Source organism: Novosphingobium sp. (genome assembly GCF_049240505.1).
Taxonomy (GTDB): domain Bacteria; phylum Pseudomonadota; class Alphaproteobacteria; order Sphingomonadales; family Sphingomonadaceae; genus Novosphingobium.
This window is the reverse complement of sequence record NZ_JBMLSM010000092.1, coordinates 1-14,065: the sequence shown is the minus strand read 5'-3', so window position 1 is coordinate 14,065 and position 14,065 is coordinate 1. Positions and strand designations below refer to the sequence as shown.

13 protein-coding genes are annotated in these 14,065 nt (G+C 61.7%); 4 read left to right on the top strand and 9 right to left on the bottom strand.

Annotated features, from left to right (window positions below; genetic code table 11):
• Positions 1–79: 79 nt before the first annotated feature.
• Positions 80–556 (bottom strand): Cys-tRNA(Pro) deacylase, encoded by a 477-nt coding sequence (gene ybaK, locus ACOVQ0_RS07480; protein ID WP_421882299.1) that lies wholly within the window; start codon positions 554–556, stop codon positions 80–82.
• A gap of 51 nt (positions 557–607) precedes the next feature.
• On the opposite strand from ybaK, the gene ACOVQ0_RS07475 reads away from it, so the two are divergent.
• Positions 608–1,096: a GreA/GreB family elongation factor gene (locus ACOVQ0_RS07475; RefSeq protein ID WP_421882297.1), complete on the top strand. Its 489-nt coding sequence runs from the start codon at positions 608–610 to the stop codon at positions 1,094–1,096.
• A 98-nt stretch (positions 1,097–1,194) separates the two neighbouring features.
• Here ACOVQ0_RS07475 and ACOVQ0_RS07470 read toward each other — a convergent pair whose 3' ends face one another.
• The 4 genes from ACOVQ0_RS07470 to ACOVQ0_RS07455 form a co-directional block, all read right to left on the bottom strand.
• A complete protein-coding gene (locus ACOVQ0_RS07470; protein WP_421882294.1) occupies positions 1,195–4,155 on the bottom strand; it encodes a TonB-dependent receptor plug domain-containing protein in 2,961 nt (986 codons plus the stop codon).
• 232 nt (positions 4,156–4,387) lie between these two features.
• Positions 4,388–5,167, bottom strand: a complete 780-nt coding sequence (locus ACOVQ0_RS07465; protein ID WP_421882292.1) for an SDR family NAD(P)-dependent oxidoreductase — start codon at positions 5,165–5,167, stop codon at positions 4,388–4,390.
• Positions 5,164–5,979 carry an SDR family NAD(P)-dependent oxidoreductase gene (locus tag ACOVQ0_RS07460; RefSeq protein ID WP_421882289.1) on the bottom strand — a complete coding sequence of 272 codons (816 nt, stop codon included), beginning with the start codon at positions 5,977–5,979 and terminating at the stop codon, positions 5,164–5,166. Before ACOVQ0_RS07460 ends, ACOVQ0_RS07465 begins: the two co-directional genes overlap by 4 nt.
• 5 nt (positions 5,980–5,984) lie before the next feature.
• A complete protein-coding gene (locus ACOVQ0_RS07455; protein WP_421882286.1) occupies positions 5,985–6,767 on the bottom strand; it encodes an SDR family NAD(P)-dependent oxidoreductase in 783 nt (260 codons plus the stop codon).
• A 163-nt stretch (positions 6,768–6,930) separates the two neighbouring features.
• On the opposite strand from ACOVQ0_RS07455, the gene ACOVQ0_RS07450 reads away from it, so the two are divergent.
• On the top strand, positions 6,931–8,340 hold the full coding sequence (locus tag ACOVQ0_RS07450) for an aromatic ring-hydroxylating oxygenase subunit alpha (protein WP_421882284.1): 1,410 nt from the start codon (positions 6,931–6,933) through the stop codon (positions 8,338–8,340).
• Positions 8,337–9,113, top strand: coding sequence for a ThuA domain-containing protein (locus tag ACOVQ0_RS07445; RefSeq protein WP_421882281.1), 777 nt, complete (start codon positions 8,337–8,339; stop codon positions 9,111–9,113). Before ACOVQ0_RS07450 ends, ACOVQ0_RS07445 begins: the two co-directional genes overlap by 4 nt.
• A gap of 222 nt (positions 9,114–9,335) precedes the next feature.
• Here the strand turns inward: ACOVQ0_RS07445 and ACOVQ0_RS07440 are convergent, their stop codons facing one another.
• Complete coding sequence (locus ACOVQ0_RS07440; protein WP_421882278.1) at positions 9,336–10,433, bottom strand: acyl-CoA dehydrogenase family protein; 1,098 nt, start codon at positions 10,431–10,433, stop codon at positions 9,336–9,338.
• Between the two features lie 125 nt (positions 10,434–10,558).
• On the opposite strand from ACOVQ0_RS07440, the gene ACOVQ0_RS07435 reads away from it, so the two are divergent.
• Positions 10,559–11,344: a helix-turn-helix transcriptional regulator gene (locus ACOVQ0_RS07435; RefSeq protein ID WP_421882275.1), complete on the top strand. Its 786-nt coding sequence runs from the start codon at positions 10,559–10,561 to the stop codon at positions 11,342–11,344.
• 9 nt (positions 11,345–11,353) lie between these two features.
• Here the strand turns inward: ACOVQ0_RS07435 and ACOVQ0_RS07430 are convergent, their stop codons facing one another.
• The 3 genes from ACOVQ0_RS07430 to ACOVQ0_RS07420 form a co-directional block, all read right to left on the bottom strand.
• Positions 11,354–12,232 (bottom strand): MBL fold metallo-hydrolase, encoded by an 879-nt coding sequence (locus ACOVQ0_RS07430; RefSeq protein ID WP_421882273.1) that lies wholly within the window; start codon positions 12,230–12,232, stop codon positions 11,354–11,356.
• A gap of 27 nt (positions 12,233–12,259) precedes the next feature.
• A complete protein-coding gene (locus tag ACOVQ0_RS07425; RefSeq protein ID WP_421882270.1) occupies positions 12,260–13,012 on the bottom strand; it encodes an SDR family NAD(P)-dependent oxidoreductase in 753 nt (250 codons plus the stop codon).
• A gap of 1 nt (position 13,013) precedes the next feature.
• Positions 13,014–14,065, bottom strand: a 1,052-nt coding sequence (locus ACOVQ0_RS07420; RefSeq protein WP_421882267.1) for an FAD-binding oxidoreductase, incomplete at its 5' end; no start/stop codon positions are given.

The following is a 14,065-nucleotide window of genomic DNA, read 5'->3' as shown; positions in this document are numbered from 1 at the left end:
GTTCTTCTATTGCCCCTCCACCACCCGCTGCGCGGGCGGTCCCCCTCCCCGCCTGTGCTTCGCAAAGGCAGGGAGGATTTCAGGAAGCCGCAATATCGGCAATTACTGCTTCGAGCACTCGCACGGCGTCGTTCGGGTCAACCAGAACTTGCAGCCCGCGCTGGCCGCCGTTCAGGAACACCGCGTCCCACAGCAGCGCGGTTTCATCGATCACCACGGGCACGCGGCGCATCTGGCCGAACGGGCTGACTCCGCCGATCTTGTAACCCGTCAGGCGTTCGGCATCGGCGGGGCGCATCATCGCGGCGGCCTTTGCGCCAAGCGCTGCGGCCACGCGCTTCAATGATATCTCGCCATCGCTGGGGGCGATGGCGCAGGCAGGTTTGCCGTCGGCCAGCACCATCAGCGTCTTGAACACTTGCGCGGGTTCGACGCCAAGCGCCTCCGCCGCAGCGCGACCGATGCTGGGGGCGGCAGGATCATAATCGTAGCTGCGCAGGTCGAAAGCGATGCCCGCCTGTTCCAGCGCTTTGGTTGCCCGCGTCACTTGTGCCATAGTAGTCGGCTTGTTGCAGAAGGCGCAGAACAGCGCCAGTGGAGATAAAGCATGAGTGTCGCGTTTCGCCGTGAAGGCGATGACGAACATATGGAGCCGAAGTTCGAAATCCCGATCCCGCCGGGGCCGAACCTTGTTACGGTGCGCGGGGCCGCGCTGATTGCAGAGCGGCTTGCAGAAGCAAAAGCCGCGCTGGATGGCGTGACCGACGAGGCCGAGATCAAGAAGCTGCGCCGCACGCTCCGCTACTGGAGCACGCGCAAGGCGACGGCGGAACTGGTCGACGCTGGCGAGGACGGCATAGTGGGGTTTGGTTCCACCGTGCAGTTCCGGCTGAATGGCAAGGACCGCACCGTTACCATCGTGGGGGATGACGAAGCCGATCCGGCAATGGGCCTGATCGCGTGGTCCGCGCCGCTTGCCCGCGCGATGATGGGGGCTGAGGACGGCGAACTGGTGGACTTTGGTGGGAAAGCCGAAGCGATCGAGGTGGTTGCGGTGCGTATGGCGACAGTTGGCGCGGATGATGTGTATTTGTGAGAGGGTGAACAGGCCCTCCCCCGACCCCTCCCGCAAGCGGGAGGGGAGGAAACAAAAAGACCGGCGTCCTTGTTGGGACGCCGGTCTTTTTGTTTCGCTTACATCTTAACGCGGGCACCTGCGTAGAGGTAGCGACCGACATAGCTGATCGGGTAGTTCAGCGATGCGATATCGGGCTTCTGGTTCCAGATGTTGTTACCGCCGATGTAGAAGCGGAACTTGTCGTTCACGTCGAAGCCGATCTGCATGTCGTGCTGCCAGCGTTCCTTGAAGTACAGGTATTCAGGCGCGACCAGATCGGGGTTCGCGGCCAGCGTTTCCAGCTCGTAACGACGGGTCTTGCTGAACCAGCTAATGCCGTAGTTGATCGAGAAGTTGTCCATCTTCCAGGTGATGTCGCCGGTGGCGTTCCACTTGGGGCTGTAGGCTTCTTCACGATCGATATCGACCTGCGCGCCCGGCGTGGGGATGAATTCCAGACGATCAAGATAACCACCGACGAAGCCGATGCTGAACGAACCGAAATTGTCCGTGCGGAAGCTGTAGTTCAGCTTGAAGTCCGCGCCTGCCGTGCGGAAGTTCGCCACGTTCACCGGCTGCACGAAGTAGCTGGAGATATAGCCGGTGCTGCCATTGCGGGTCACGTTCTGGCAGAACACGTTGTTCAGGTCAGGCTGATCGACGCAGAGTTCAGCCAGATCCTGTGCGGTCGGCGTGTTGATCGCGTTGTCCAGCTTGATATCCCACCAGTCGAACGAGGCGACGAGGCCGGGGATGAAGCTGGGACGCAGCACCACGCCTGCCGTCCAGGTGCGGGCGGTTTCTTCGCGCAGGTTGCGGTTGCCGCCCGAGAAGCCGGGAAGGCTGACCGTGGCGGTGGGGTCGTTCTCAGGATTGAACGCTGCGATCTGTGCAGGCGTGAGGCCTGCCGCCGTCAGCGTTGCCTGACAGTTTGCCGCACGGAACTGCGTGCCTTCGGTGATGAACACCGGATCGCACGGATCGCTGATGAACGAGAAGCCACCGTTGCGCGGGGCGAACAGTTCGGTGATGTTCGGCGCGCGCACCGCTTCCGACCATGTGCCACGGAACGTGACATCGGGGATCGGCGCATAAGTGCCGTCAACCTTCCACGTTGTGGTCTTGCCCACGGTGGAATAGTCGGACAGGCGGATGGCCGCACCGAACGACAGGTTGTGGGCGAAGGGCATATCGCGCAGCACCGGAACCTGAAGTTCTGCGAAGGCTTCCTTCACGTCGAACTCGCCCTGTTCGGGAAGCTGGAGCGAGAAGTCTGCCAGTGCGCCCTGCTGAAGCAGTTGGTCAGGGGTGAAGCTGCTGCTTTCCTTGCGGTATTCGCCACCGATGGCAAAGCCGACCGGGCCGCCCGGCAGTTCGAAGAACTGGCCGAAATCGCCCGAAATCGCACCCGAAACGACATGCTGGCGAATGCGCGCGCGGTTGGTGATGTCGGCATTCACCCAATCGAGCGCTGCCTGATTGCGCACACCGTTGCCCAGCAGGTTGAGCGGAAGACACCCGCTGTTCGCGCCGGCGGTGAAGGTTGTGGCCGGGCTGTCGAAGTTGTTGGGATCAATGTTGCCGGTGGGATCGATCGTGGTGCGGCACACCACGTTGCCCGAACCATCGCGCACGGCATCGACCGCCGCAAAGTAACGGTCGGCAATGCGGTAGTCCGTCAGGAGGATGGTCGACTTGGTCTGGCCGAAGACATACGAGATGTCATAGCGTGCGTGATCAGAAATCTGACCTTCGAAGCCAGCGACGAGGCGGATCGTTTCACGATCGTTCCGTTCGCCGCGCACGCCCAGATCGTAGTTGTCGCGCGAGATAAGCGCACCGTTGCTGGTATCGGCGATACCGGCATAACGATCCTGCAGATAGGGGTTTTCAGGCGTCAGGTAGGTGAAGAAATCGAACGAAGGCTGCGACACCGTGAAGGTGCGGTTCTTCACGTACTTGCCTTCGACGTAGAACGACACGGCATCGCTGAAATCATAGTGCGCCAGCACGTTGACGTTGTGAACGCGGTTGGCGGCCTGAAGATCGCCCTGATATCCTGCCAGCGGCGTGCTGTCGCCGCCCTGGGTCAGACCACCGGCGGAGCGCAGCAGGCGACCGCGGTTGTAAACCTTGCCCGAACCGGTGAAATCAGGAATGCCATCGAGATCGAGATCGACCGCGCCATCGATCGAGCTGTCGGCATAACGCAGATCGTTGGTGGGGATGCGGTCCGGCACGGTGGGACTGTCGGGGAAATCGGCCTGATTGCGCACGAGGCCAAAGGTCTTCTGCGGATCGCCGGTGAAATCGCGCGCCGTGCCGTTGACGCGATCGATTTCGCGGAATTCATAGGAAACGGCGATATTGCCGCGACCGTCGGCAAAGTTGCGGCCATAAGTAACCGAGCCAAAGCGCTGCCCTGCGTCGCCTTCGCTCGACACGCCGATCTGGCCGCTGGCCATCAGGCCATCGAAGTTGCGCTTCAGGCGGAAGTTGACCACGCCCGAAACCCCATCGGCACCGTAAATGGCCGATGCGCCGCCGGTCAGCACGTCGACGCTTTCGATCAGGTCGGTCGGGATCGAGTTCACGTCGACCGCAGCCGTGCCCGCAAGGCTCGACACATGTCGGCGACCGTTGACCAGAGTCAGCGTGCGGTTTTCACCAAGACCGCGCAGATCGAGGAGCTGGACGCCAACCGCGCCGAAATCGGCGTTGGAGCCGGAGGTGCGGCCTGCGGAAAGCGAATTGAGCAGCGCCGGGTTCTGGGCCAGCGTTTCAACGATCTGGATATTGCCAGCCTGCTGCAGCGTTTCAGACGTGACCGCAACAATGGGGTTCGGCGTGTTGTAGTCTGCGCGCTGCTGGATGCGGCTGCCGGTGACGACGATGGTCTGCTCGCCCGCGTCATCCGCGCTCTGCGCTGCGGTGGTGTCGGCCACTTGTGCTTCCTGCGCCAGCGTCGGCGTGGCGATGACCGAAAGCACGCTCGCGGAAACGAGCATGGCCGAGCGGAGTGAATTTCTTGCGTTCATGGCGAGTCCCTGAATCTTCAATTACTGCAACACGTTGGACTGGCGGCACTCGTCCTCAGGGCGGCTCCGGTCAAGCCTGCGCTAACCAAAGTTGGTACGCATTGATACGATCTGTGACACGGTGTTGCAGCGCGGCAACATGCACAATCGCGTTAACCACAGATGGGGGAAACGAAAAAAGGCCTGCTTTCCCTAGCGGAAAACAGGCCTTTTTCGTCTTTCTGGAGAGAGTTCAGACCTGGCTGAAACCCCCGTCCATCACAAATTCTGTGCAGGTCACGAAACTTGCCGCTTCCGAGCAAAGATAGACCACGCCGCCGCCCATTTCCTCTGGCCGACCCATGCGGCCAATCGGGTGGCGCACTTCCATCGCCGCCTGCGCAACCTCGCGCGAGGGGGCAGCGCCGAGTTCGACATACTTGTCCATGATCGAGCCCAGCATCGGCGTGTCGATCCCGCCCGGATGAACCGAGTTCACGCGGATATTGTATCCCAGCGCCGCAAATTCGGCACCGAGGCACTTCGACAGCATCTTCACCGCAGCCTTGCTGGTGCAATAGGCCGCGTTAAAAGCTGCGCCGCGCAGGCCCCCAACGCTGGAGAAATTGACGACCGAAGCGCCGCCCTTGCGCGCTTTGCCCCCGGCCCGCAGCAGCGGCATCATGGCTTGCGTGCCGATGATGATCGAATCGACGTTGATCGCATTGACGCGGTGGAAATCGCTGAGCGGGGTTTCATCGAACCTGGTGACGATCGAATAGCCCGCATTGTTCACCAGCGCATCGAGACGACCATACTTTTCCTGCACCAGCGCGGCCACGGCCTGCCAATCGGCCTCGCTCGTCACGTCATGCTTCAGGTAGTGGTCCGCGCCTTCGATCTGCGCATCGGGCGCCAGATCGGTGGCAATGACGGTGGCATTGGCGGCTTTCAGCGCCTTCACCAGTTCACGGCCGATGCCGCCTGCTGCGCCGGTGACGACAGCCACCACATCGTTGAGAGCAATTGTCATTGTGCGGTCCATCCCCCGTCGATCACCAGCTCTGCGCCGGTCATGTAGCTTGAATCCTCGCTGGCGAGGAAGAATGCGGCACTGGCAAGTTCCGCTGGCTGCGCAAGGCGGCCAATCGGCGTGGAGCCGACGACGCCAGCCACCAGATCATCAGGCTTTTCCGCAAAGCCCTGATCGACCCAACGCTGGAAGCCAGCCTTCAGCAGCGGCGTTTCGACAAAGCCGGGGTGCAGCGAATTGGCGCGGATCGGCATCTTCTTCTGCGCAAATTCGATCGCAATGCCCTTGGTAAAGAGGCGCACCGCGCCCTTGCTGGCATTGTAGGCCGAAACCTCGTTCATGCCGACAAGGCCCATGATCGAGCTGACGTTGATGATTGAGGAACCGCCCCGGAAATCGACCCCGCTTGCCGCCATCAGCGGAACAAAGTGCTTGGTGCCAAGGAACACGCCATCGACATTGACCGACATGATCCGCCGCCAGCCTTCCATCGAAAGCTCTTCAACCGGACCGGTCAGATCGATCCCGGCGTTGTTGACGAGCACGTGGCATTTGCCGTGGCGTTCCTTGACGAGGGCAACCGCGCGCTGCCAATCCTCTTCCCTGGCCACGTTGGCGCTGATGTAGCTGGCGGCTTGCCCCAGACGCGCCATGACTTCGCGCGCGGTATCGCTGTCATCGGCATCAAGATCGGAAAGGACAACTTCGGCCCCTTCGGCCAGAAACCGTTCAGCGCAGGCGAGGCCGATGCCGCGCAGGCCGCCCGATACGAATGCGACGCGGCCCTTCAGGCGTTGTGCAGAAAGTTCCATGTGCATCAAACTCCCATCATGCCGGCGGTGGTCGCACCGTCGATCGCGTATTCCGCGCCAGAGATGAACCCGGCTTCGTCAGAGGCGAGGTAGGCAACGAGGCCCGCCACTTCGTTCAATTGCGCCATCCGCTTCAGCGGAGCCATGCCTTCATAGATCGCGCGGGCGGCGGCGGGATCTGGCTGTGCGTTCATGATCTGCTGGATCAGCGGGGTTTCCACCACGCCGGGCAGGATAGCATTGACGCGGATGGCATAGCCCTGCTGTCCGCAATGGACCGCTGCCGATTTGGCCAGCGCGCAGACGGCTGCCTTGGTCACCGAATAGGTCACATAGTTGCCGAGCGGGCGCGTGGCGTTCATCGAGGAATTGACGATGATCGCTCCCTTCGGCCCATCGGGATTGCGTTTCATGCCAAGGATGGCGTTCTGCACCGTGAGCATGACGCCGGTCTGGTTGACCGCAACGACATTATCCCAGCCTTCGATGCCCACATCTTCGATGCTGCCATCGCCGCTTTCGGTGCCAGCGTTGGCGAAGACGATATCGAGGCGGCCTTCGGTCGCGATGATTTCGTCAATCAGCGGCGCCCATGCGGCGGCATCCTGCACGCGGTGCTTGCGAAAGGTAGCGCCGGTTTCGGCACAAAGCGCGGCGGCGGGTTCTTCCTTCGAACCGGTGAACCAGACTTTTGCGCCTTCCTGCGCCAACCGGGCGACAGTGGCCGCGCCGATGCCCGTGGTCCCGCCGGTGATCAGCGCGACTTTGCCTTCAAGCCTCTTCGACAATTGTTCTCTCCCAAGAATCCGCCTGAGCTGAATCCGCATCAATTATGGATAGAGTGGTTACGCCCGGAAGCCGCATGTGCAACCTATGCTTTCAGCAAGGTGACGGACGGGAATGGCAGGGGCAAAACCGGCAGTAATACCGGAATTTGGGTGAGGAATCATAATGGCTGACAGTGATCCGAACATGGGTGGCGGCAGGGCCCGTTGCGAAGCGATAAGCTGGCAGGAACTGCTGGCGCAGGATTCGCGCCCAGCGCCTGCAATGCTGACCGAGGAAAGCTACCAGTACCGTGGGTCCGAACCACTGGCGGCGGAGCGATATACCTCTGAAGATTTCGCGCGAGCCGAGCGCGAAAAGATGTGGCCGCATGTCTGGCAGTTCGCCGCGCGCGAAGAGGACATTCCCGAAGCGGGCGATTATACCGTGTTTGAAAACGCGGGCCGTTCATGGCTGATCAGTCGTCAGGAAGATGGCAGCGTCAAGGCGATGCACAACGTCTGCCTGCATCGCGGACGCAAGCTGCGCACCGAGGACGGCACGGCTGACAAGTTCACCTGCCCGTTCCACGGTTTTGCCTGGAACAAGGACGGCAGCTTTGACGGGATGCCCTGTTCGTGGGATTTCAAGCACTTGAAGCCTGAAAAGATGGCGCTGCCCGAAGCAGAAGTGGGCCGCTGGGGCGGTTACATCTTCCTGCGCGAGGAAAAGGGCGGGCCGAGCCTTGAGGAATACCTTGCCCCGCTGCCGGACTTCTTCAAGCGCTGGCGGCACGAGGAATGCACCACGGTGATCTGGGTGGCCAAGGAAGTTGCGGCCAACTGGAAAGTCACGTCCGAAGCCTTCATGGAGGCGTGGCACACCATCGTCACGCACCCGCAACTGCTGCCTTTCACCGGCGATGCCAACGCTGCTTACTGGACCTATGGCGACAATGTGAACGTCAATCATGTGCCCTTCGGTATCATGTCTCCGCACGTCGATCCTGAAGGCAAGACGCAGCAGTGGATCGTTGACGAGTTCGTCAAATACAATGGCCGTTCGGGCGACAATTACGAAGGGGCCGATCCCTTTGCAGTGACCGTGCCCGAAGGGGTGACGGCCCGTGCCGCATTGGGCGCCGCCATGCGCGCAGGATATACCGCGCAAACGGGATACGATCACGATCACGCCACCGATGCCGAGCTGCTCGATGGGCTGGTCTATAACGTGTTCCCGAACTTTGCGCCGTGGGGCGGGTTCATGCCGAACATCGTCTATCGCTGGCGCCCCGGAAAGACGCCGGACACCTGCCTGATGGAAGTGCGCATCCTCGCCCGCGTGAAGAAGGGCGACCCGATCCCGCACGGCGTGCCGATGAAGCTGCTCGGCAAGGACCAGAAGTGGACCGATGCGCCCGAAATCGGCGTGCTGGGCCATGTCTTCGAACAGGACATGGAAAACCTGCCGTTCGTGCAGGATGGCCTTCATGCGTCGAAGACCGGTGAGGTCAATCTGGGCGACTATCAGGAAATCCGCATTCGCCAGTTCCACCAGACGCTGGACAAGTATCTGAATGCGGGGACGGCGGAATGAGCGCGGAAGCCCATCCGCCCCGCATAAACTGCGTCCTGATCTGCGGCGGGGTGTGGCATGACATGGACTTCGCGCGGCTTGAACTGCTCAAGCTGCTGGCCGAAGACCCCGCCGTGCGCACTCGTGTGTTCGAGGATTACGAGAACATCGAGGCAATCCGCGCCGCCGATATCCTGATCACTTACACCTGCGACGTCACGCCTTCGCTGACCGCTCAGGAAGCCCTGCGCGACTGGCTGCAGGCGGGTGGACGCTGGTACGCGCTGCATGGCACCAATTCGGTGCTGCGCCTGCTGACCGAAGGCCCGAACAAGGATCTGTGGGATGCGCCGCGCTGGGCGCCGCTGATGATGGACCTGCTGGGCAGCCAGTTCATCAGCCATCCGCCCATCGCGCCCTATACGGTGACCGTGGCCGACCCGGATCATCCGCTGGTGCAAGGGGTTGAGCCGTTCGAGACGACCGACGAGCTTTACCACATGGAGTACCACGGCAAGCTGCACGTGCTGCTGGAAACGGATTGCACGGTGGAAGGCACCGGATTTGTCGAGGCGGCTGACGCGCTGGGCAAGCACGCGGTGATGTATCTGAAGGACCACGGTGCCGGTGCAGTGCTCTACAACACGCTGGGTCATTGCCGGGGGCATTACGACCTGCAACCGATGCTGGACTGGTGGCCGACAGTAGACCGCTGCGCGTGGGATCTGCCGGTGTTCTATGACCTTCTGCGGCGGGGAATCGGCTGGTTGAAGGAACGACCGGCGAAGGGTTGAACGCAATAGACCCAAATGAAAGGCGATTATATACTTTGCAAACAACCACCTTTTGCAATCGTCATTGCGAGCCTCGCGTAGCGAGGAGAAGCAATCCAGGGCGGTTTAAGCCAACTCTGGATTGCTTCGTCGGCTTTGCCTCCTCGCAATGACGATATGTGTTTGCAAACAATACAATCGCCAAATGAAAAGGCCGGGTGCAATCCCGGCCTTTTCATTGGTTCACGCCACCTTGGCGAACTGGTCCAGCGCGGCTTGCGGATCATTGGGCCAGCGTGACAGCATCAGCAGTCGCTTGTGCCCGTGGCCGATGAACAGTTCGTCGGTAACGCCCATGCCGCCGTGGAACTGGACCATCTCGTGCCCCAGTTCGACCGAAGCGGGCGCAATGAAGGCGCGCAGGCCATCGACCGCGTTCGCGAACCGTTCGGACCCTTGGCTGACGATGGCAAGATTGAGCAGCGCGCGCGCCTGTTCGATGGCGGCATATTGCGCGGCCATGCGGTGCTGGATCGCCTGAAACGAACCCAGCGTGGTGCCAAACTGCTGGCGCGTGCGCAGGTAATCCAGTGTGGCATCGAACAGAAGCTGCATGATGCCCAGCGCCTCTGCCGAGCGGGCGAGTGAGGCCAGCGTTTCGTTTGCGCTCAGATCGGCAGCGCTTCCGCCAAGCCGCGTGGCGGGCGTGGCGTTGAACTCCAGCGAGACGGCCAGCGCACCATCAACCGTGCGCCACGCCGTGCGCGTCAGGCCCGGAGCGTCGGCCGCGACGAGGAACAGCGCCAGGCCTGCTTCATCGGCTGGCGCCCCACTTCCGCGCGCCGTAACAATATAGCCATCGACGCCAGCGCCGCCCGGCACACAGGATTTTGCCCCGGTGAGCGTACCGTCGGCTCCAACCGCAGTGGCAACCCACAGGCTGCCTCCGCGCGATCCTTGTTCGGCATGAGCGAGCGCGAGGCGACGGCTGCCCATTGCCAGCCCTTCCATCCATTCGCCTTTAAGCGCATCAGGCGCGACCTGTTCGAACAGACGCGCGGCAACCATCACGTTTTCGATCAGCGGCTCGACGACAAGCCCCTTGCCCAAGGCTTCGAACACCGTGGCGATGGCAGTGGCATCAAGCGCCAGCCCGCCGCTTTCGAACGAGAGCGGCGCGGCGACGAGGCCCAGTTCGGCCAACAGTGCCCACATCTGGGGCGAAAACCCGTTCCCCCCGGCCAGATAGGCGCGGCGGCGATCGAGATCATAGTGATCTTCGACGAAACGCTCGGCCAGTGCCTTGAGCATTTCCTCGTCTTCGTTCAGGTCGAAATTCACGTCCCTCTCCTCAAGGACTTATTCTGTAACAAGTTCCCGCGCCCAGCCACGCTGCGCAAATGACTAGGCGATTGAAACAATACCGTCGTTGTTTCCAAATGGCTTGACCGGTAAGGATACGGCAATTGGGACAGGAGAGATTTGTGCAGCTTTCGGTGGAATCCATCGATTCGGTCAGGATCAGCGGCCCGCAGGACGTGCGCCGCGCAGCCGAGGCTTTGCATCAGATCGCCACGGCAGCCGGTATGCGTGCCGCGCCTGCACACGACATTGCCGACAAACGCACCCCTGTGGATGCCGATGGCAACATTCTGGCGCGCGACGTGTTCGGGTGGAACGACGAAAAGGTGTGGTGGCGCAATTCGCGCATCGCGCTCGATTCGCCGCTGACATCGGCCTGCCGGTTTGAAAGCGAACCGTTCTGGGTGAACGCCAACGGGTTCCACACCCGCCAGCCCAACCACTACCTGACCGCGATCGACCTCACCAATTTCGAAACGCGGGCGATGACGCGCGGGGCGATCGTGGTGCCGGTGCATCTGCCCTTTGGCCAGATCGGCGCGGTGAGCTTCAATCCGCTCGATACGGACATGACCGAGCTGGACGACGTGTTTCTGGAAAACGGCGATGCCTTTGGCATTTACGCCCGCACATTCATCGCCAGCTATGTTCACGCGATGGGTTCGGCACAGGCGCTGCCTTCAGGTTCGCGCCTGTCAAAGCGCGAAGTGGAATGCCTGCGCTGGGCGGCCATCGGCAAGACCGATCTTGAAATCAGCATGATCATGAGCCGCAGCCGCGCCACGGTGCGGTTCCACATTCACAACGCATCGATGAAGCTGAACGCGGTGAACCGCAGCCAGACCGTGTTCAAAGCGGCGCAGTTGGGGTATATCTCGCTGGCGACGTGAGGCGCCCCGTCACTCATCCCACGGCGGAATCTCGCCCGCGCCGACCTGGCTGGAAATGCCGAGCAGGAAGCCACCGTAGACTTCCATCGCGTTGGGATACTTCTCCGCCATGATCGCCGCCAGTTCCTTTGACGTTTTGGAGCGGGCGCGGGCATCTACGAAGGCCTTGATGTAGCCGCGCGTCCACGCGATGCTCATCGAATCGTCGGGCAGTCCGGGGCGGGTGTGGCCAGCCACAATCTTCACCGGGTTCATCGCCTCCAGTCGGTCGAGCACTTTGAGCCACGCATCATAATGCGCTGGGCCATGTTCCCCCAGCCAGACGTAAACGCCGTTGTAGAGGATATCGCCTGCGACGAGAGTCCGCGTTTCGGCGTCCCACACCACCGTCGAATGCACATGATCGCCCTGCATCGGCCCGAGCACCTGTAGCTTGTGCCCTTCGATGTCCACGCTATCGCCAGTCATCGCCACGGGCTGCACCGGACGCTTGGGCGCATTGACGCCAAGCTGCCCGCTCCACCGCTTGAACTTGATCGGAATGGAGCGTTCCATGTCCTTGGCAGCAACCGGATGCGCCACGACTCTTGCGTCGGGAAAGGCATCCTGCAGCACGTCCAGCCCAAAGAAGTGATCTGGGTGATCGTGGGTAATGATGATGGTTTTCAGCGTCTTCCCACTGTCCAGAATGTCCGCCACCACGCGCAGCGCATCAGACCGCGCGAATGGCACATCGACCAGCACCGCGTCCTTTTCGCCCGTGATCAGCGTGACATTGGCCACCATGCTGAGAGGGCTGGTCGGGATGACCTTGTAATCCAGCGGTTTGGCACTGGCAGCCCCGATGGACAGGGCCGATGCAGCGAGAAGTGCAATAAGCTTGCGCATGATCCGTCTCCCCTCCGTGCGCGGAAATCAATGAGCCGTCTGGCCGCCATCGATGGTGAAGGTTGCCCCGTTGATGAAGCTGGCTCCGTCGGAACAGAGGTGCAGCACGGTGGGCGCGATTTCCTCAGGCCGTGCGGCGCGGCCTGAAATGTTCTGGGCGAAGAACATCTGCGTGAACTCGTTGCTGTCGGCCCAATGCTGGGTCATCGGGGTGACGACAAAGCCCGGCGCGATGGCGTTTACGCGGATGCCGTGTTGCGCATATTCCACTGCCGCCGCTTTGGTCAGGCCCGAAACGGCGTGCTTCATCGCGCAATAGGCGCTCATGTTCGGGTCTGCGATCAGCGCGCCGACGCTGGCGGTGTTGACGATGGCCCCGCCGCCCACTGTCAGGAAGTGCCGGATCTGTGCCTGCATCGCAAAGAACACACCCTTGAAATCGACATCGATGGCAAGATCGAGTTCGTCTTCCGGCACTTCGTGGATGGGGCGCTGCGGGGGCAGGACGCCCGCGTTGTTGAACGCTGCGTCCATCCGGCCGAAGCGTTCGAGGCATTCAGTGACCAGCGCGGTCAGATCGGCGGCCTTGCGCACATCGGTATGACGAAAAGCGGCGCGGCCTCCTTCGCCCACGATCATGTCCACGGTTTCGCCCGCGCGAGCATCGACATCACCAATCATCACCGATGCGCCTTCCCGCGCAAAGGCGAGCGCGGTGGCGCGACCGATGCCGGTGGCAGCCCCGGTGACGAGGACGGCTTTTCCTTCGAAACGCATCATGTCAGATGATCCCTGATTTGCCGGGGGCAAGAATGCCGTTGGGGTCGATCGCGTGCTTGATCTTCGCGTTGAATTCGCGATTCACTGCGCCGTACTGCTGCGCCACGAGGTCCATCGAATTGACGCCGGTGCGGTAGCTGGCCCAGCCCTGTTCGCCAAAGCGCGTGACCAGTTCGCGGTAACAGGCGTCGGCCTTCTTCTCCTGCTCAGCATCCGACTTGTCGAACAGCAGCGCCAGGATGTGGTGCAGGTCGCGCCAGCCGATGGCATAGGCGGCGGTATAGTCGAAGCCGTGCTTTTCGACGATTTCCTTCGCAAGCAGGGTCTGGCGTTCAGCCTCGATCCCGCGCGCCGCCGCAACCGGCGCAAACCATGCAAGGCCCCCGCCCGCCCCGCGCCAGCGCAGCAGCCCGATCTCGTCAAGGTTCAGCCCGCCTTCCATCAGCGTGGCGTGATGGTGGAACCACGGATTGTCGCCCATCTCGGCAGAGGTCAGCACTTCACCGCCGCTGGCGGTCAGGCTGGCACGGATGATCGGTTCGACCGCCGCAACGGTCTGCTCGGTGCCATAGAGCGCGAAGTAGGTGTTCCACATGCCAAGGCCGTTGGCCTTGGCGGCTTTCTTCAGCGAAGCCTCGTCCAGCATCGCGCCATCGGGCACGATTTCGTTGCGGCGCTTGAACATGGCGAGCTGGTAGGACGCGCTCATCATCAGGTTGCAGTTGGCAACGAGGTTCGAGACGCGAAGCGGGCGCATGGCTTCGATAATACGGGGCACATCGCCCATTTCGGCGTGGCGCACCATGAAAGGCTTGTAGACCGGGGGTTTTGGCATCAACCACAGGCCCATCTTGGTGACCACGCCGAAGTTCGATTGCGTGAACAGGCCATCGAGATATGGCCCGTAGCCCCACTTGAACGCCTGCCATGCCGTGCTGCCCTTGATCGACCCCATGCCGGTGCGCATCAACTGGCCATCGGGCAGGCACACTTCCATCCCGCACTGGAACATGAAGTGTTCGCCATAGGGCGTGTAGCCGACCCCGCGATCCA

What these genes read in the sequence shown, in the direction of transcription:
- ACOVQ0_RS07460 (WP_421882289.1), bottom strand. Translation starts at nt 5,979, where the DNA reads ATGGAACTTTCTGCACAACGCCTGAAGGGCCGCGTCGCATTCGTATCG.
- ybaK (WP_421882299.1), bottom strand. Translation starts at nt 556, where the DNA reads ATGGCACAAGTGACGCGGGCAACCAAAGCGCTGGAACAGGCGGGCATC.
- ACOVQ0_RS07450 (WP_421882284.1), top strand. Translation starts at nt 6,931, where the DNA reads ATGGCTGACAGTGATCCGAACATGGGTGGCGGCAGGGCCCGTTGCGAA.
- ACOVQ0_RS07430 (WP_421882273.1), bottom strand. Translation starts at nt 12,232, where the DNA reads ATGCGCAAGCTTATTGCACTTCTCGCTGCATCGGCCCTGTCCATCGGG.
- ACOVQ0_RS07425 (WP_421882270.1), bottom strand. Translation starts at nt 13,012, where the DNA reads ATGATGCGTTTCGAAGGAAAAGCCGTCCTCGTCACCGGGGCTGCCACC.
- ACOVQ0_RS07445 (WP_421882281.1), top strand. Translation starts at nt 8,337, where the DNA reads ATGAGCGCGGAAGCCCATCCGCCCCGCATAAACTGCGTCCTGATCTGC.
- ACOVQ0_RS07470 (WP_421882294.1), bottom strand. Translation starts at nt 4,155, where the DNA reads ATGAACGCAAGAAATTCACTCCGCTCGGCCATGCTCGTTTCCGCGAGC.
- ACOVQ0_RS07475 (WP_421882297.1), top strand. Translation starts at nt 608, where the DNA reads ATGAGTGTCGCGTTTCGCCGTGAAGGCGATGACGAACATATGGAGCCG.
- ACOVQ0_RS07465 (WP_421882292.1), bottom strand. Translation starts at nt 5,167, where the DNA reads ATGACAATTGCTCTCAACGATGTGGTGGCTGTCGTCACCGGCGCAGCA.